The 16,633-nt window shown below is 40.4% G+C and carries 15 protein-coding genes, 1 tRNA gene, 4 pseudogenes and 1 riboswitch; of the genes and pseudogenes, 17 read left to right on the top strand and 3 right to left on the bottom strand.

All coding sequences use genetic code 11. The annotated features are described in order from the left end of the window. Nucleotides 1–64: 64 nt before the first annotated feature. On the bottom strand, nucleotides 65–496 hold the full coding sequence (locus QMQ21_RS07980) for a GtrA family protein (protein WP_023935947.1): 432 nt from the start codon (nucleotides 494–496) through the stop codon (nucleotides 65–67). Nucleotides 497–524: 28 nt separating this feature from the next. After that, nucleotides 525–621: riboswitch (PreQ1 riboswitch) on the top strand. Between QMQ21_RS07980 and QMQ21_RS07975 the strand changes: the two genes are divergently transcribed. The 4 genes and pseudogenes from QMQ21_RS07975 to dapA all read left to right on the top strand — a co-directional run bounded on the left by QMQ21_RS07975 (nucleotide 619) and on the right by dapA (nucleotide 3,711). Continuing rightward, nucleotides 619–1,128, top strand: coding sequence for a QueT transporter family protein (locus tag QMQ21_RS07975; protein ID WP_000737071.1), 510 nt, complete (start codon nucleotides 619–621; stop codon nucleotides 1,126–1,128). (Overlaps the previous riboswitch by 3 nt.) A gap of 99 nt (nucleotides 1,129–1,227) precedes the next feature. Continuing rightward, nucleotides 1,228–1,303: transfer RNA gene (locus QMQ21_RS07970), tRNA-Thr, on the top strand. Nucleotides 1,304–1,645: 342 nt separating this feature from the next. Beyond that, nucleotides 1,646–2,721, top strand: a pseudogene (locus tag QMQ21_RS07965) (aspartate-semialdehyde dehydrogenase). Nucleotides 2,722–2,776: 55 nt separating this feature from the next. Beyond that, nucleotides 2,777–3,711 (top strand): annotated as a pseudogene (gene dapA / locus QMQ21_RS07960) (4-hydroxy-tetrahydrodipicolinate synthase). Nucleotides 3,712–3,757: 46 nt separating this feature from the next. Here the strand turns inward: dapA and mnmE are convergent. Next, nucleotides 3,758–5,131: a tRNA uridine-5-carboxymethylaminomethyl(34) synthesis GTPase MnmE gene (mnmE, locus tag QMQ21_RS07955; protein ID WP_261814213.1), complete on the bottom strand. Its 1,374-nt coding sequence runs from the start codon at nucleotides 5,129–5,131 to the stop codon at nucleotides 3,758–3,760. A gap of 137 nt (nucleotides 5,132–5,268) precedes the next feature. Beyond that, complete coding sequence (locus tag QMQ21_RS07950) at nucleotides 5,269–5,451, bottom strand: 4-oxalocrotonate tautomerase (RefSeq protein WP_001117397.1); 183 nt, start codon at nucleotides 5,449–5,451, stop codon at nucleotides 5,269–5,271. Nucleotides 5,452–5,574: 123 nt separating this feature from the next. On the opposite strand from QMQ21_RS07950, the gene QMQ21_RS07945 reads away from it, so the two are divergent. The 13 genes and pseudogenes from QMQ21_RS07945 (at nucleotide 5,575) to QMQ21_RS07885 (ending at nucleotide 16,579) form a co-directional block, all read left to right on the top strand. Next, complete coding sequence (locus tag QMQ21_RS07945) at nucleotides 5,575–6,165, top strand: thymidine kinase (RefSeq protein ID WP_000068143.1); 591 nt, start codon at nucleotides 5,575–5,577, stop codon at nucleotides 6,163–6,165. Continuing rightward, nucleotides 6,162–7,241, top strand: a complete 1,080-nt coding sequence (gene prfA, locus QMQ21_RS07940; RefSeq protein ID WP_049522097.1) for a peptide chain release factor 1 — start codon at nucleotides 6,162–6,164, stop codon at nucleotides 7,239–7,241. The genes QMQ21_RS07945 and prfA overlap by 4 nt, the downstream gene beginning before the upstream one ends. Next, entirely contained in the window at nucleotides 7,241–8,077 is an 837-nt protein-coding gene (gene prmC / locus QMQ21_RS07935) for a peptide chain release factor N(5)-glutamine methyltransferase (RefSeq protein WP_119943364.1), read from the top strand. Before prfA ends, prmC begins: the two co-directional genes overlap by 1 nt. Further along, nucleotides 8,061–8,663 carry an L-threonylcarbamoyladenylate synthase gene (locus QMQ21_RS07930; protein ID WP_166735830.1) on the top strand — a complete coding sequence of 201 codons (603 nt, stop codon included), beginning with the start codon at nucleotides 8,061–8,063 and terminating at the stop codon, nucleotides 8,661–8,663. Before prmC ends, QMQ21_RS07930 begins: the two co-directional genes overlap by 17 nt. 1 nt (nucleotide 8,664) lies before the next feature. After that, entirely contained in the window at nucleotides 8,665–9,096 is a 432-nt protein-coding gene (locus tag QMQ21_RS07925; protein ID WP_166735829.1) for a GNAT family N-acetyltransferase, read from the top strand. Between the two features lie 62 nt (nucleotides 9,097–9,158). Continuing rightward, nucleotides 9,159–10,416 (top strand): annotated as a pseudogene (gene glyA, locus QMQ21_RS07920) (serine hydroxymethyltransferase). Nucleotides 10,417–10,423: 7 nt separating this feature from the next. Next, nucleotides 10,424–11,398 (top strand): nucleoid-associated protein, encoded by a 975-nt coding sequence (locus tag QMQ21_RS07915; RefSeq protein WP_261814212.1) that lies wholly within the window; start codon nucleotides 10,424–10,426, stop codon nucleotides 11,396–11,398. After that, nucleotides 11,398–12,012 carry a cell wall hydrolase Pmp23 gene (gene pmp23, locus QMQ21_RS07910; protein ID WP_023940692.1) on the top strand — a complete coding sequence of 205 codons (615 nt, stop codon included), beginning with the start codon at nucleotides 11,398–11,400 and terminating at the stop codon, nucleotides 12,010–12,012. The genes QMQ21_RS07915 and pmp23 overlap by 1 nt, the downstream gene beginning before the upstream one ends. Before the next feature lie 154 nt (nucleotides 12,013–12,166). Next, nucleotides 12,167–12,640, top strand: a complete 474-nt coding sequence (tnpA, locus tag QMQ21_RS07905; RefSeq protein ID WP_001140801.1) for an IS200/IS605 family transposase — start codon at nucleotides 12,167–12,169, stop codon at nucleotides 12,638–12,640. A 191-nt stretch (nucleotides 12,641–12,831) separates the two neighbouring features. Continuing rightward, the gene (locus QMQ21_RS07900; RefSeq protein WP_166735826.1) at nucleotides 12,832–13,806 is read left to right on the top strand and encodes a DUF1002 domain-containing protein; all 975 of its coding nucleotides are present in this window, start codon (nucleotides 12,832–12,834) and stop codon (nucleotides 13,804–13,806) included. 73 nt (nucleotides 13,807–13,879) lie between these two features. Next, nucleotides 13,880–15,238, top strand: a complete 1,359-nt coding sequence (gene rlmD, locus QMQ21_RS07895; RefSeq protein ID WP_261814211.1) for a 23S rRNA (uracil(1939)-C(5))-methyltransferase RlmD — start codon at nucleotides 13,880–13,882, stop codon at nucleotides 15,236–15,238. A gap of 267 nt (nucleotides 15,239–15,505) precedes the next feature. Then, nucleotides 15,506–16,070: pseudogene (locus QMQ21_RS07890) on the top strand (hypothetical protein). 320 nt (nucleotides 16,071–16,390) lie between these two features. Beyond that, nucleotides 16,391–16,579 carry a hypothetical protein gene (locus tag QMQ21_RS07885; RefSeq protein ID WP_000179769.1) on the top strand — a complete coding sequence of 63 codons (189 nt, stop codon included), beginning with the start codon at nucleotides 16,391–16,393 and terminating at the stop codon, nucleotides 16,577–16,579. The last annotated feature ends 54 nt before the right edge of the window (nucleotides 16,580–16,633 follow it).

The following is a 16,633-nucleotide window of genomic DNA, read 5'->3' as shown; positions in this document are numbered from 1 at the left end:
GTTTCGTGTTTCATTGTATCCTAAATCATTATAGAAGGCAATTAAAAGGCTCATAAATGGAGCATTATTTTCTAAAAATATAGACCTTGCTCAAGATATAATTGATGATAATAATGAGTATTTGTGCAATTATTGTTTCAATAGCATTTATCTTATCAATGTTTTCATTTACGAATTGACCTATGATGTGAGGAAATTGGGTTACAAAGAGAAAAGTTAAAAACAAGTCTAACAGAAAAGTAGAAAGGCGAGCAAGAGAAAATTTCAATAAACGGATAAGTCGATTCTTCCTTGCTTGCTTAAATACAAGCCTATCATTTGTGATAAAGGCAAATAGGATACCAATAATATTTGCTAGGGCAGTAGCAAGGAGTTCCTGATGACTTAGTTGATAAATGACTAGTCGTGAGAGAATCGAAACTAGAGTTGTTGCAAGGCCAAAAAAGAGATAGGCTAAGATTTCATTGTTAAAAAATTTTTGAATAGGTTTTTTCATGCTTTAAGTATAGCATAAAGCAGGCTATTGTGCTATACTAGTAAGGTTGAATAAAGCAACCCTTGGTGCTTAGCTTCTTTCACCAAGCATATTACACGCGGATAACCGCCAAAGGAGAAAAAATGAAAAAATTAACTATTCGTGATGTTGCAGATATTGCAATCGTTGCTGCTATTTATGTCGTTTTGACTGTCACACCGCCCCTAAATGCCATCAGCTATGGTGCTTATCAGTTTCGTATTTCAGAAATGATGAACTTTATGGCTTTTTACAATCCCAAGTACATCATCGGAGTTACTATCGGTTGTATGATTGCTAATTTCTTTAGCTTCGGACTACTAGATGTCTTTGTTGGTGGCGGATCAACCTTGGTATTCCTCAGTTTAGGTGTTTGGCTTTTTGCAAAATATAGCAAGGATTACCTCTTTAACGGATTGATTCGAAAAGATCATTTCTTCTTTTCAATCCTCTTTTCAATTTCCATGTTTACCATCGCTGCAGAGTTAAATATTGTAGCAGAATTACCATTTTTCCTTACTTGGTTTACAACAGGAATCGGTGAATTTGCCTCATTGATTATTGGAGCGATTATCATTGGTAAAATTGGTCGTCGAATCGATTTAAGCAAATAGAAGAAGACAAGCTAGGTAGCCTTTACCTGGCTTTTTCTTATAGAAAATTTCTAAGGAAACTTGACAAGCTTTTCTGATTATAGTATACTTTTCAAGTAAGCTGATTTAGCTCAGTTGGCAGAGCGCATCCATGGTAAGGATGAGGTCGCTAGGTTCAATCCTTTAGCAATTAGCATGATATGTATAGGGAAACTCTTGAATACGAGAGTTTTTTGTTATACTCGATCGAAAAAATTTCTTATTGACAAAATCAAGTATCTCTAGTAATATAGAATATGCGATGAGTCGATAGGTAGTCTTCGGACTACTATTGAGCATAAGGAGGTCATAACGCAGGAGCGGACCTTGATGAGTTGTGTGAACCTGCTTATCACATGAAGATGCCTCTTAGTCCTTGGTCTAGCGACTGGGGATTTTTATTTTTCAAAAAATGATAAAAAAGCTTTGCAATTCATGGAAAAAGTAGTATAATACTTCTATTATAGAAATTTTTAGAAAATTCCGAAAGAGGTTATTTATGGGATATACAGTTGCTGTAGTCGGCGCGACAGGTGCTGTCGGTGCTCAGATGATAAAAATGTTGGAAGAATCAACACTTCCAATCGATAAAATTCGTTTACTTGCTTCTGCACGTTCAGCAGGCAAGACTTTGAAATTTAAAGACCAAGATATTACGATTGAAGAAACGACTGAGACAGCTTTTGAGGGAGTTGATATTGCTCTCTTTTCAGCAGGTGGTTCGACATCAGCTAAGTATGCACCATACGCAGTTAAAGCTGGAGCGGTAGTAGTAGATAATACATCTTACTTCCGTCAAAATCCAGACGTTCCTTTGGTTGTTCCAGAGGTCAATGCTCACGCACTTGATGCCCACAATGGGATCATTGCCTGCCCTAACTGTTCAACAATTCAAATGATGGTGGCTCTTGAGCCAGTTCGCCAAAAATGGGGCTTGGACCGTATCATTGTTTCAACTTACCAAGCAGTTTCAGGTGCTGGTATGGGAGCAATTCTTGAGACACAACGTGAACTTCGTGAAGTCTTGAATGATGGTGTAACCCCACGTGATTTGCATGCCGAAATCTTGCCTTCAGGTGGTGACAAGAAACATTATCCTATCGCCTTTAATGCTCTTCCACAAATTGATGTCTTCACTGACAATGATTACACTTATGAAGAGATGAAGATGACTAAGGAAACTAAGAAAATCATGGAAGATGATAGTATTGCCGTTTCAGCAACATGTGTTCGTATTCCAGTCTTATCAGCTCACTCTGAGTCTGTTTATATCGAAACAAAAGAAGTGGCTCCAATCGAAGAAGTCAAAGCAGCTATCGCAGCCTTCCAGGTGCTGTTCTTGAAGATGATGTAGCTCATCAAATTTATCCTCAAGCTATCAATGCAGTTGGTTCGCGTGATACCTTTGTTGGTCGTATCCGTAAAGACTTGGATGCTGAAAAAGGAATCCACATGTGGGTTGTTTCAGACAACCTGCTCAAAGGTGCTGCTTGGAACTCAGTTCAGATTGCTGAAACTCTTCATGAACGTGGCTTGGTTCGTCCAACAGCTGAATTGAAATTTGAATTAAAATAGTCATATCGTTTAGGAGTTCAGATGAACTCCTTCTTTGAAATAGAGAGGTGTTTTCATGTCTTATCAAGATTTAAAAGAGTGTAAAATCATCACAGCCTTTATTACCCCCTTCCATCAGGATGGTTCCATCAACTTTGATGCTATTCCAGCCTTGATTGAGCATTTGTTGGCTCATCATACGGATGGAATTCTTCTCGCAGGGACCACTGCTGAGAGTCCAACCTTGACTCACGATGAAGAGTTGGAGTTGTTTGCGGCTGTACAAAAGATTGTCAATGGACGCGTTCCTTTGATTGCGGGTGTTGGTACCAATGATACGCGTGACTCTATCGAGTTTGTCAAAGAAGTCGCGGATTCGGCGGTTTTGCTGCTGGACTTGCTATCGTACCATACTATAACAAGCCTTCTCAAGAAGGGATGTATCAGCACTTTAAAGCTATTGCAGATGCTTCTGACTTACCAATTATTATCTATAATATTCCAGGGCGTGTAGTTGTTGAATTAACTCCAGAAACCATGCTTCGTTTGGCTGACCATCCAAATATTATCGGTGTCAAAGAATGTACCAGCTTGGCAAATATGGCTTACTTGATTGAGCACAAACCTGAAGAATTCTTGATATATACAGGTGAGGATGGAGATGCTTTCCATGCCATGAACCTTGGTGCTGACGGGGTTATTTCTGTTGCCTCTCATACAAATGGGGATGAAATGCACGAGATGTTTACTGCCATTGCAGAAAGCGATATGAAGAAAGCCGCAGCTATTCAACGTAAATTCATTCCTAAAGTCAATGCCCTCTTCTCTTATCCAAGTCCTGCTCCTGTTAAGGTGGTTCTCAACTATATGGGATTTGCAGCTGGCCCAACTCGTCTGCCTCTTGTTCCAGCACCAGAAGAAGATGCCAAACGCATTATCAAAGTCGTCGTAGATGGCGACTACGAAGCAACTAAGGCAACTGTAACAGGGGTTTTAAGACCAGATTATTAATGAAGACAATAAAATCCATGACCGAATGAAGGATCATGGATTTTTCTTATTTTCCTAAACAGAATTGGCTAAAGAGTTGGGTGATGAGTTCATCTGGAGCAGCATCACCAGTGATTTCTCCGAGGATTTCCCAAGTACGAGTCAAGTCAACTTGAAGTAAATCAACTGGCATACCCAGTTCAAGACCTTGATTAACGGCTTGTAGGCTTTCAACTGCTTTTTCAATCAGGGAAATGTGACGGGCATTAGACAAGTAAGTAGCATCTTGCTCAACCAAACCAGCATTTTCAAAGAAGAGGTTGTTGATTCTCTCTTCAATCTGATCGATGTTTTGGTTTTTAAGGACTGAAATGCGAATGACATCTTCTGGAAGTTCAGAGGTTTCAATAACTTCTGGCAGGTCAGTTTTGTTAAGGAGAATAATTCGGTTGGTTTCTTGGCTGATTTCTAGGAGTTGGCGGTCTTGGGCGGTTAGTGGTTCACTAGCATTTAACACTAGTAGTACTAGGTCAGCTTCCTTGAGGGCTTTTTTCGAACGCTCGACACCGATTTGTTCAACGATATCATCCGTTTCACGAATACCTACCGTGTCAATCAATTTTAGAGGAACACCGTTGATGTTGACGTATTCTTCGATGACATCACGGGTTGTACCAGCAATATCTGTGACGATTGCCTTGTCTTCACGCAAGAGGTTGTTGAGAAGGCTTGATTTCCCAACGTTAGGGCGTCCGATGATAGCCGTTGAAATTCCTTCACGGAGGATTTTACCGCGGCGGGCTGTCCTGAGGAGATTGGTTAGCAATTGCTCAAACTCCATAGTCTTCTCTCGGACAACAGCAGTAGTGGCTTCCTCAACATCGTCGTACTCAGGATAATCGATATTGACCTCAACTTGGGCAAGTGTGTTAAGGATTTCTTGACGGGTATTGTTAATCAGGTCAGAAAGGGAGCCGTCTAATTGCTTAACTGCAATGTTCATGGCCTTGTCAGTCTTGGCACGGATGATGTCCATCACTGCCTCAGCCTGTGTCAAATCTACACGACCGTTTAGAAAGGCCCGTTTAGTAAATTCACCAGGTTCAGCCAATCGAGCTCCTTCACGGATAGCTAGTTGGAGAATTTCATTAGTCACCGCAATCCCACCGTGGGTGTTAATCTCGATAATATCCTCACGAGTGAAGGTCTTTGGAGACTTCATGGCTCCAACCATAACCTCGTCCATGACTTTTCCTGTCTGAGGGGCAACGATGTGACCGTAGTTGAGAGTGTGGCTGGCAACCTTGTTCAAGTCTTTTCCTTTAAAAATCTTTTGCGCAATAGCAAAACTTTCTGTTCCGCTTAGGCGGACAATACCAATAGCCCCTTCACCTAGTGGAGTAGAGATAGCAGCGATGGTATCAAATTCACGTGTAATCATAATGTTTCCTTTAATAAATAGCTCTCTTCTTGGAAATTTTTCCAAGTCTCTTTTCAAATTGTAACAAATTTAGGATATTTCTTCAATGGATGCTACTTGGGGATTGAAAAAGCCTAAGCAATTCTGCTTAAGCTAGCTTATTTGGTGCGCATTTCCCCTTGTGGGAAGTAAGTTCCTTCTGGCATGTCGTTGATGATGACATGGACAGCAGATTGAGGGGCTCCAGTGTTACGGACAATAGCTTCTGTTACTTCCTTAGCAAGAGCTTTCTTTTGCTCGAGCGTGCGTCCTTCAAATAAATCGATGCGTACAAATGGCATAATAGCTTCCTCCACTAGTTTTTGATTTCTTCTATTTTACCACATTTTGCCGTTTAAAGCTTAAGAAAATTATGATATACTAGAATGTAGCAAAAATTTAGAAATGGACGTGAAGCAAGAAACATGGCACAGTTGTATTATCGTTATGGGACCATGAACTCTGGTAAGACGATTGAGATTCTCAAGGTGGCCTATAACTATGAGGAGCAAGGAAAAGGTGTTGTGATTATGACCTCGGCTCTGGATACGCGTGACGGTGTTGGCTATGTGTCGAGTCGGATTGGTATGAAACGCCCTGCCCTTGCGATTGAGGAAACGACGGATATCTTCGGCTATATCCGAGACCTACCAGAAAAGCCTTACTGTGTTTTGGTCGATGAAGCCCAGTTTCTCAAACGTCACCATGTTTACGACCTAGCTCGTGTTGTGGACGAGTTAGATATACCCGTCATGGCTTTTGGTTTGAAAAATGATTTTCGCAATGAACTGTTCGAAGGTTCCAAGTATCTCTTGCTCTTAGCAGACAAGATTGACGAAATCAAGACCATCTGTCAGTATTGCAAGAAAAAGGCGACTATGGTTTTGCGAACACAGGATGGACTGCCCGTTTATGATGGTGAGCAGATCCAGATCGGTGGAAATGAAACCTATATCTCAGTTTGCCGTAAACATTATTTTGCGCCTGAAATCAATAAGGAGAATGAAGAAAAATGAACATCTATGATCAACTACAAGCTGTAGAAGACCGTTATGAAGAATTAGGAGAATTGCTGAGTGACCCAGATGTGGTATCGGACACCAAACGTTTTATGGAGCTTTCAAAAGAAGAAGCTTCAACTCGTGATACAGTAACAGCCTACCGTGAGTACAAACAAGTCCTTCAAAACATCGTTGACGCTGAAGAAATGATTAAGGAATCAGGTGGAGATGCTGACTTGGAAGAAATGGCCAAGCAAGAACTCAAAGATGCCAAGGCTGAAAAAGAAGAATACGAAGAAAAACTGAAAATCTTGCTCCTTCCTAAAGATCCAAACGATGATAAGAATATCATTCTTGAAATCCGTGGTGCCGCTGGTGGAGATGAAGCAGCTCTTTTCGCTGGTGACCTTCTGACCATGTATCAAAAGTATGCGGAAGTCCAAGGCTGGCGCTTTGAAGTCATGGAGGCTTCTATGAACGGTGTTGGCGGTTTCAAAGAAGTGGTTGCCATGGTTTCAGGTCAGTCTGTATACTCTAAGCTTAAGTACGAATCAGGTGCCCATCGTGTGCAACGTGTTCCTGTGACAGAAAGCCAAGGCCGTGTTCATACTTCGACAGCGACAGTTCTTGTTATGCCAGAAGTTGAAGAAGTTGAATACGACATTGATCCCAAAGACCTTCGTGTCGACATCTATCACGCCTCTGGTGCTGGTGGACAGAACGTCAATAAGGTTGCGACTGCCGTTCGTATCGTTCACTTGCCAACCAATATCAAGGTTGAGATGCAGGAAGAACGTACCCAGCAGAAGAACCGTGAGAAGGCCATGAAAATCATTCGTGCGCGTGTTGCTGACCACTTTGCACAAATTGCTCAGGATGAACAAGACGCTGAGCGTAAATCAACAATCGGTACTGGTGACCGCTCAGAACGTATTCGTACTTATAACTTCCCACAAAACCGTGTCACAGACCACCGTATCGGCTTAACCCTCCAAAAACTAGATACCATTTTATCTGGTAAATTGGACGAAGTTGTGGACGCCTTGGTGCTCTATGACCAAACACAAAAATTAGAAGAATTAAACAAATAATGAAATTAGCTCAATTATTTTCAAATTTTGAAGAAGAGTTGATAAGACAAGGAGAGGAAGCAGAAAGCCTCTCTTTTGTCTATCGTAGTCTGAAAGATCTCACGTTTACAGACTTTGTTTTTGCCCTCCAGCAGGAAGTGACGGAAGAGGAAGAAGTATTTGTAAAAGAAATTTTCCAACAGTTAGCAGCTCATAAACCAGCACAGTATATCATCGGACAGGCAGATTTTTATGGGATGCAGTTAACAGTTGATGAGCGGGTTTTGATTCCTCGTCCAGAGACAGAGGAGTTGGTGGAGCTTATCTTAGCTGAAAATCCTGAGACAAATCTTTCAGTTCTGGATATTGGAACAGGTAGTGGAGCTATTGCTCTCGCTCTAGCAAAAAACAGACCAGCTTGGTCAGTGATAGCAGCAGATATTTCCCAAGATGCTTTAGATGTAGCTAACGAAAATGCTAAAAAGCAAAATCTTCAAATATTTTTAAAAAAATCTGACTGTTTTACAGAAATTTCTGAAAAATATGATATAATTGTTTCCAATCCACCCTATATCTCTCGTGAAGATGAGTCAGAGGTCGGCTTGAATGTTTTGCATTCGGAGCCTCATCTAGCTCTCTTTGCAGATGAGGATGGCCTAGCTATTTACCGTAGAATTGCGGAAGATGCAAAAGACTATCTCAAAGATGGTGGTAAGATTTACCTTGAAATTGGATACAAGCAAGGTCAAAGTGTTCCTGAACTTTTTAGGAAGCATCTTCCTGAAAAACGAGTACGAACACTTAAGGACCAATTTGGTCAAGATAGGATGGTTGTGGTTGATGATGGACAGGATTAGACAAGAGTTGGAAAAGGGTGGAGCTGTCGTTCTACCTACAGAGACTGTTTATGGTCTTTTTGCTAAGGCTTTAGACGAAAAAGCAGTTGACCATGTTTACCAGCTCAAAAATCGTCCTAGAGACAAGGCGCTCAATCTCAATATTTCCTCTTTAGAGGACATCTTGTACTTTTCAAAGAATCAGCCAACTTATCTTCAAAAACTTGTAGAGACCTTTTTGCCAGGTCCCTTGACCATTATTCTCGAAGCCAATGACCGAGTTCCCTATTGGGTCAATTCTGACCTTGCAACTGTTGGATTTCGGATGCCTAGTCACCCTATCACACTGGATTTAATTCGAGTGACAGGGCCCTTGATTGGACCGTCTGCCAATATCTCAGGTCAGGCAAGTGGAGTAACCTTTGAACAAATTCTGAAGGATTTTGACCAAGATGTTCTGGGTCTGGAAGACGATGCTTTTCTAACTGGACAGGATTCAACTATTTTGGACTTGTCTGGAGACAAGGTGAAAATCTTACGCCAAGGGGCCATTAAGCGAGAAGATATTCTTGCTCAGTTGCCAGAGATTTCTTTTGAGGAGGAATGAGATGCTAAGAGATTTGCAAGAAACAGATGTGAAAGCTATATGTTATATCAACCAAGAGGCTTTGGGCTATTCATTTAGTCCAGAGGAAACGGCTAGCCAACTAGCTAGACTGTCTCAGGATTCCCATCATTTCCTACTTGGCTATGAGGATGAAGCTAGTCATGCCTTGCTTGGATATGTCCACGCTGAGGTCTATGAATCACTTTATTCTAAAGCAGGATTTAATATTTTAGCTTTAGCAGTTTCACCTCAAGCGCAAGGTCAAGGTATCGGTAAAAGTTTACTACAAGGGTTGGAAGAAGAAGCAAAAAGACGTGGTTATGGGTTTATCCGCTTAAACTCTGCCGATTATCGTCTGGGTGCTCATGTATTTTATGAAAAAGTTGGTTATACTTGTGATAAAATGCAGAAACGGTTTATTCGCATCTTTTAGTTTGATTTTCTAATAAGAAAATTAAACTAATGGACTAGTCACACAATAAAAGGAGAAGACCTATGATTTTTGATAAAGATGATTTTAAAGCATACGATGCTGATCTCTGGAATGCTATTGCTAAAGAAGAAGAACGCCAACAAAACAACATTGAGTTGATTGCTTCGGAAAACGTAGTTTCCAAGGCTGTTATGGCAGCTCAAGGGTCTATCTTGACAAACAAATATGCCGAGGGTTACCCAGGACACCGTTATTATGGTGGAACTGATGTAGTAGATGTGGTAGAAAGTCTAGCTATTGAACGTGCAAAAGAAATTTTCGGCGCTAAATTCGCTAATGTCCAACCTCACTCAGGAAGCCAAGCCAACTGTGCGGCTTACATGGCCTTGATTGAGCCAGGTGATACCGTTATGGGGATGGATTTGGCAGTAGAGTGGACACTTGACCCACGGAGCTCCTGTCAGCTTCTCAGGTCAAACCTACAACTTTGTTTCTTATAGTGTGGACCCTGAAACGGAACTCTTGGATTTTGATGCTATCTTGAAACAAGCCCAAGAAGTAAAACCAAAATTGATCGTAGCAGGTGCTTCAGCCTATTCTCAAATTATCGACTTTTCAAAATTCCGTGAAATTGCGGATGCTGTTGGGGCTAAACTCATGGTAGATATGGCTCATATTGCTGGTTTGGTTGCAGCTGGTCTACATCCAAGCCCAGTACCATATGCTCATATCACTACAACAACGACCCACAAAACCCTTCGTGGCCCTCGTGGTGGTTTAATTTTGACCAATGATGAGGATCTAGCTAAGAAAATCAATTCAGCTATTTTCCCAGGTATTCAGGGTGGACCTTTGGAGCATATTGTAGCTGCCAAGGCTGTTTCCTTTAAAGAAGTTTTGGATCCAGCCTTCAAGGAATACGCTACCAATGTTATCAAAAACAGCAAAGCTATGGCAGATGTCTTCTTGCAAGACCCTGATTTCCGTATTATTTCTGGTGGGACTGAAAATCACCTCTTCCTTGTTGATGTGACTAAGGTTGTAGAAAACGGAAAAGTTGCTCAAAACTTGCTGGATGAAGTCAATATTACCCTAAATAAAAATTCAATTCCTTACGAAACCTTGTCACCATTCAAGACAAGTGGGATTCGTATCGGATCTGCAGCCATTACTGCGCGTGGATTTGGTGAAGAAGAGAGTCGCAAAGTGGCTGAACTCATCATTAAAACCCTTAAGAATGCAGAAAATGAAGCTGTCTTAGAAGAAGTGAGAAGTGAAGTCAAAGTGTTGACAGACGCCTTCCCATTATACGAGGACTAAAACTTTTATGGACATTTATATTAAGAAAGCCATTATTCACCAGTTCAGTCCTACTGATACCGAGCTGTTCCTAGCGGATAAGCTTCTCAATATTACTCCAAAAATCGAAGAATACCTGCGTAAAAAAATTGAACGTGTGTATTCAGATGAAGCCAAGACTGGGATTTTCGAGGAAGAAAATCCCTTCTTCAATCACATCACAGACGATTTATTGGAGACATCAGTAACACTGGCTAATCTCTGGAAAGAGGAGTTTAGCATTTCTGAAAATCTCAAGACCAATGACTTGATTTTTGTGCAATTTTCTAAAGAAGGTGTGGAACATTTCGCTTTCTTGAGAATTGCCCTGCGTGAGACCTTGACTCACCTCGGAGGAGAAGTTGATAATCCAATCAAGCTGACTCAGAATAACCTGCCTGGATTTGGAACAGGGGCTGATGAGGCCTTGGTAGTCAATCTTCAGAGCCGCAAGTACCATCTGATTGAAAAACGAATCAAGTACAACGGGACTTTTTTGAACTATTTTTCAGATAATCTTCTTACTGTCGCTCCTAAGATTTCACCCAAGAAATCTATCAAAGAACTAGAAAAAACAGCCCAGAGAATTGCTGAATCTTTTAACACAGATGATTTTCAATTTCAATCCAAGGTCAAATCAGCTATTTTCAACAACCTAGAAGAAAGCAATGAATTGTCACCTGAGAAATTGGCTAATGACCTTTTTGACAACAATCTGACGGCTCGTCTAAGCTTTATTGACCAAGTCAAAGAAGCCGTACCAGAACCTGTTCAATTTGATGAAATTGATGCCAGTCGCCAATTAAAGAAATTTGAAAACCAAAAACTCTCCTTGTCAAATGGAATTGAGCTCATCGTTCCCAATAACGTCTATCAAGACGCCGAGTCTGTTGAGTTTATCCAAAATGATAATGGAACCTACTCTATCTTAATCAAAAATATCGAGGATATCCAAAGTAAATAATGTTTAAACGAATTCGAAGAGTGCTTGTACTAGCAGTCTTCCTTTTTGCTGGATATAAAGCTTACCGCGTTCACCAAGATGTTAAGCAAGTTATGACCTATCAACCCATGGTGCGAGAAATCTTGAGTGAAAAAGACACACCAGCAAACGAAGAGCTTGTGCTCGCTATGATTTATACTGAAACAAAAGGAAAAGAAGGCGATGTCATGCAGTCTAGTGAGTCTGCAAGTGGCTCAACCAATACCATCAATGATAACGCCTCTAGCATTCGGCAAGGCGTTCAAACTCTGACAGATAATCTCTATCTGGCCCAGAAGAAGGGGGTAGATGTCTGGACGGCTGTTCAAGCCTATAATTTTGGACCTGCCTATATCGATTTTATCGCCCAAAATGGTAAGGAAAACACCCTAGCACTGGCCAAACAGTACTCCCGTGATACTGTTGCTCCCTTGCTGGGTAATACGACTGGAAAGACTTATAGTTATATTCACCCCATTTCCATTTTTCATGGAGCCGAACTCTATGTAAATGGAGGAAACTATTATTATTCTAGACAGGTGCAACTCAACCTTTACATTATCAAATGTTTCACTCTCTTTTCGACATCTGGCTAGTCCAGATGTTTTTGTTATGGCTTCAAGCCAGTTTTTCTCGTAGAGAAAAACAAGAAAACCACCAGCTATGCTGGTGGCTGACAAGGCTTCTAGCTTCCATTTATTTTTCCAAGTATAATCTAATTGTTCAGGTTAGATAAAGGAGGAAAAATAAATGGCTAAAACCAGTTACAGTTTATCACATACTAAATGGATGTGCAAATATCATATAGTTTTTACACCTAAGTATCGCCGTAAGGCGATATATTACAAAGTCAGGTCGGATTTGATAGATATTATTAAACATCTATGCGGTTGTCGTGGCGTGGAGATTATCGAAGGTCATATGATGCCAGACCATGTACACCTGCTTGTATTGATACCTCCCAAACTTTCGATTTCCGATTTTATGGGGTATCTCAAGAGCAAAAGTGCATTGATGATATTTGATAAGCACGCTAATTTAAAATATAAGTATGGAAATCGAAAGTTCTGGGCTAGGGGATACTATGTAAGTACCGTTGGACTAAACGAAAAGACCGTAGCTAAATATATTCGCGAGCAGGAAAAGAATGACATTGCACTCGATAAGCTGAGTGTAAAAGAATATGAAGATCCGTTTTCTGATGGCGGATTTAGAACAAGGTAAAAGCCCGTTGTGACGGGCATTAGTCAAGTAATATAGCATGACCTGAACGAAGTTCAGCGAGCGTCTTTAGACGCCGCTGGAGAGAAACGGCTTATAGTTGTACAAGCCACCCGTTTTCACGGGTGGTTATGACTATAAGTTTTCTTTAAGATAGATATATTACTCTAGAAAGGTAAAGGAGGAAATTCCCTATGAGAAAGAAACTCTTTCTGACCAGTGCTGCGGTCTTGTGGGCAGTAACAGCTATGAGTAGCGCCCATGCAGCAACAGATGTTCAAAAAGTTATCGATGAAACCTATGTCCAACCTGAATATGTCCTAGGTTCTTCCCTATCTGAAGACCAAAAAAATCAAACTCTTAAAAAACTGGGGTACAATGCCTCAACAGATACCAAAGAACTCAAGACCATGACACCTGATGTTTATTCTAAAATCATGAATGTGGCCAATGACTCTAGCTTACAGTTGTATTCATCAGCCAAGATTCAAAAGCTAGGTGACAAATCGCCACTTGAGGTCAAGATTGAAACACCAGAAAATATCACTAAGGTGACTCAGGATATGTACCGAAACGCAGCAGTAACGCTGGGTATGGAACATGCCAAAATCACTGTAGCAGCCCCTATTCCAGTTACAGGAGAAAGTGCTTTAGCAGGGATTTACTATTCGCTAGAGGCTAATGGAGCCAAGGTGCCACAAGCTAATAAAGATTTGGCTCAAGAAGAGTTGAAGGCTTTGTCAGATATCAATGCTGAAAACAAGGACAAATCAGGCTATGATGCTAATAAATTAAACGTTGCCCTAGCTGATATCAAGTCAGGACTCGCCAAAGCTAAAGAAAGCAAGGGAAATCTGACAGAAGAAGATATCCGCAAGATTGTTGAAGATACCTTAAAAAATTACAAACTTGATCAGGTCATAACAGGAAACCAGATCAATATCATCATCAATTTTGCCTTGAATCTCTCAAAGAGTGATATCCTCAGCAATGCAGATTTCACTAAAACCCTAAATGACCTTAAACAAAGCATCGTATCACAAGCTGGCGACAGTTTTAAAAATATCAACCTTAACTTTGATGCGGATAAGGCGCTAGAGGACGGTGGTAACTTCTTAAGCTCCCTCTGGCAAGCCCTTGTCACCTTCTTCAAGAGTTTTGGTTCTTAAGAAATTTCATGGTATAATGGATGGTAACCGTAACGTTGCCGTCTTTTTTGTCGGCCAATAGAAAGAGAAAAGAATGTTAAAGAAAAATGATATTGTAGAAGTTGAAATTGTTGACTTGACCCATGAAGGGGCAGGAGTTGCCAAGGTAGATGGTTTGGTCTTTTTTGTAGAGAATGCTTTACCGAGTGAAAAAATTCTCATGCGTGTCCTCAAGGTCAATAAAAAGATTGGCTTTGGAAAAGTTGAAAAATACCTTGTCCAGTCACCACACCGTAATCAAGATCTAGATTTGGCTTACCTGCGTTCAGGAATCGCGGATTTAGGACACCTTTCTTATCCAGAACAGCTCAAGTTTAAAACCAAGCAAGTCAAGGACAGTCTCTACAAGATTGCTGGAATTGCAGATGTAGAAGTTGCTGAAACTTTGGGTATGAAAAATCCAGTCAAGTACCGCAACAAGGCACAGGTGCCTGTTCGTCGTGTTAATGGTGTCTTGGAAACTGGATTTTTCCGTAAGAATTCGCATGACCTCATGCCTCTAGAAGATTTCTTTATCCAAAATCCTGTGATTGACGAGCTAGTAGTAGCCCTACGTGACTTGCTCCGCCGTTATGATTTGAAACCTTATGATGAAAAGGAACAAACTGGCTTGATTCGTAATCTTGTGGTGCGTCGCGGACACTATTCAGGGCAAATCATGGTTATTTTGGTGACAACTCGTCCAAAAGTTTTTCGTGTTGACCAATTGATTGAACAAGTTATCAAGCAGTTCCCAGAGATTGTGTCTGTCATGCAAAATATCAACGACCAGAATACCAATGCGATTTTTGGTAAGGAGTGGCGAACTCTTTATGGTCAAGACTATATTACGGACCAGATGTTGGGAAATGACTACCAAATCGCTGGCCCAGCCTTTTACCAAGTCAATACTGAAATGGCGGAGAAACTCTATCAAACAGCCATTGACTTTGCAGAGTTAAAAAAAGATGACGTGGTTATTGATGCTTATTCTGGTATTGGAACCATTGGTTTATCAGTCGCCAAGCATGTTAAAGAAGTCTACGGTGTTGAACTGATTCCAGAAGCGGTTGAGAATAGTAAAAAAAATGCTCAGCTGAACAATATTTCAAACGCCCACTATGTCTGTGACACGGCTGAAAATGCCATGAAGAAATGGCTCAAGGAAGGTATTCAACCAACCGTTATCTTGGTCGACCCACCACGAAAGGGATTGACCGATAGCTTTATCAAAGCAAGCGCTCAAACAGGAGTAGACCGCATCGCCTATATTTCCTGCAATGTCGCAACCATGGCGCGTGATATTAAACTCTACCGAGAATTGGGATATGAGTTGAAGAAAGTCCAGCTTATGGATTTGTTTCCTCAAACGCACCATGTCGAATGTGTAAGCTTGTTGGAGAAACGTAGTTAATCCTTAAAAGGTTCCCCAAACCTTTTGAGTTCCACTGACGCATCACGCTGAGGCGGTATCACTGCTTGTACGAGTTGAAGCATCAGCGAAGTAAAAGTAGATGTTCAGCCAATGCAACGAGGTGAGACCGAAGGTCGATAAGGTGTGTTCTGGGTATAGGACTCGTAAAGTAAGTAGGAAATATGATGAGATGATACAGAGAGCCTGAATTGGTCAGGTGACGTGCTTATTTACATTAGCCTGATAATGAAAATGGAGAGATTATCGATGGTTATATTGGAATTGTACCAAAATGATTATTCTAAAGATTTAGTAGCATTTGATTCCATAGAAGATGGGAAAGCCTTTGTAGCTCAAATCCCGGATACACTCTGGAAACAGAAGATGGTTTTGAAGTGGAGTATTTTAATCCTAAAAACATACCGGATTATATGGAAATTATTTTTAACGGAAATATTGTTCCTTTATCTAAATTTATGTTCGATCCTGGGGAAAATGTAAACATTATTTGGAAAGAGATTTCAAATTTATCCCTCAAAAATGATAGAGTGATCGAAGGATATTCAAAAATTGATGCATATGTCGTTAACAACCATGAAGTTAAAGCCTATGTCGAAACAAGAGAAACGAACTATCGTAAAGCAAAAGACTTCTTAGAAAGCCGCGGATATGAAATCGACAGAAGCTTTTTCGGAAGTGAAGACGGTGAAGCGATTCTTTACAGAAAAAAGGGATCGAAGTTTGGCATTTCTTGTGTCACTTAGACCCAATGTTTGTAGAGATTGAAGATGTAGAAGGATATGTTAAAGAAGAAGTTGGAGAGATTCAATAGTCAACCAAAGTTCCTTGTGAGTATATACCTTTGCTAGTAAAAGAGTCAAAACGTTATAACGAAGGGGGGAAGAAAATCCTTGAGTGTAAGTCTTTTTCTTGTTTAGAGGGAAAGTATTAGAGTAGCCGCTCATAATTTATACTAGATTTGATAACTGATTTGAGACAGATTTTATTTCTATAAATATTGTGAAAATTTTTTAATACCAAAGATTTAAAGTTACTGTGTAAAAAATCCTCTCCACTTTTAAACTAATGTATTATAAAAGCCAGTTGACACAAGTGTTACACCTGTGATAGAATTAACTTGAGGTGATGAAAATGGCAACCGATAAAAATAGAATAATGATTAGCTTGGATGATAAAAATCTAGAGAAACTTGAAAATTTAGTAGAAGATGCTAGAGATAGAAGGGGAATGCGACTAACAAAGTCCCAGGTTATTGAATTACTCCTAAATACCGTTGATTATTTCGATGATATTATGGGGGCTATTTACTCAAAAAAATAAGAGCAAAATTGCTATTATTTTTTACAAATTGGTGTAACACTAGTGATATAGGAG

The organism is Streptococcus bouchesdurhonensis, assembly GCF_948472335.1.
Note: the sequence above shows the minus strand (reverse complement) of the source record. Positions and strands in the feature narration are given on the sequence as shown.

Excerpts from the sequence above, each read along its gene's own strand:
- QMQ21_RS07980 (WP_023935947.1), bottom strand. The coding sequence starts at position 496 with ATGAAAAAACCTATTCAAAAATTTTTTAACAATGAAATCTTAGCCTAT.
- QMQ21_RS07975 (WP_000737071.1), top strand. The coding sequence starts at position 619 with ATGAAAAAATTAACTATTCGTGATGTTGCAGATATTGCAATCGTTGCT.
- mnmE (WP_261814213.1), bottom strand. The coding sequence starts at position 5,131 with ATGATTACACGTGAATTTGATACCATCGCTGCTATCTCTACTCCACTA.
- QMQ21_RS07950 (WP_001117397.1), bottom strand. The coding sequence starts at position 5,451 with ATGCCATTTGTACGCATCGATTTATTTGAAGGACGCACGCTCGAGCAA.
- QMQ21_RS07945 (WP_000068143.1), top strand. The coding sequence starts at position 5,575 with ATGGCACAGTTGTATTATCGTTATGGGACCATGAACTCTGGTAAGACG.
- prfA (WP_049522097.1), top strand. The coding sequence starts at position 6,162 with ATGAACATCTATGATCAACTACAAGCTGTAGAAGACCGTTATGAAGAA.
- prmC (WP_119943364.1), top strand. The coding sequence starts at position 7,241 with ATGAAATTAGCTCAATTATTTTCAAATTTTGAAGAAGAGTTGATAAGA.
- QMQ21_RS07930 (WP_166735830.1), top strand. The coding sequence starts at position 8,061 with ATGATGGACAGGATTAGACAAGAGTTGGAAAAGGGTGGAGCTGTCGTT.
- QMQ21_RS07925 (WP_166735829.1), top strand. The coding sequence starts at position 8,665 with ATGCTAAGAGATTTGCAAGAAACAGATGTGAAAGCTATATGTTATATC.
- QMQ21_RS07915 (WP_261814212.1), top strand. The coding sequence starts at position 10,424 with ATGGACATTTATATTAAGAAAGCCATTATTCACCAGTTCAGTCCTACT.
- pmp23 (WP_023940692.1), top strand. The coding sequence starts at position 11,398 with ATGTTTAAACGAATTCGAAGAGTGCTTGTACTAGCAGTCTTCCTTTTT.
- tnpA (WP_001140801.1), top strand. The coding sequence starts at position 12,167 with ATGGCTAAAACCAGTTACAGTTTATCACATACTAAATGGATGTGCAAA.
- QMQ21_RS07900 (WP_166735826.1), top strand. The coding sequence starts at position 12,832 with ATGAGAAAGAAACTCTTTCTGACCAGTGCTGCGGTCTTGTGGGCAGTA.
- rlmD (WP_261814211.1), top strand. The coding sequence starts at position 13,880 with ATGTTAAAGAAAAATGATATTGTAGAAGTTGAAATTGTTGACTTGACC.
- QMQ21_RS07885 (WP_000179769.1), top strand. The coding sequence starts at position 16,391 with ATGGCAACCGATAAAAATAGAATAATGATTAGCTTGGATGATAAAAAT.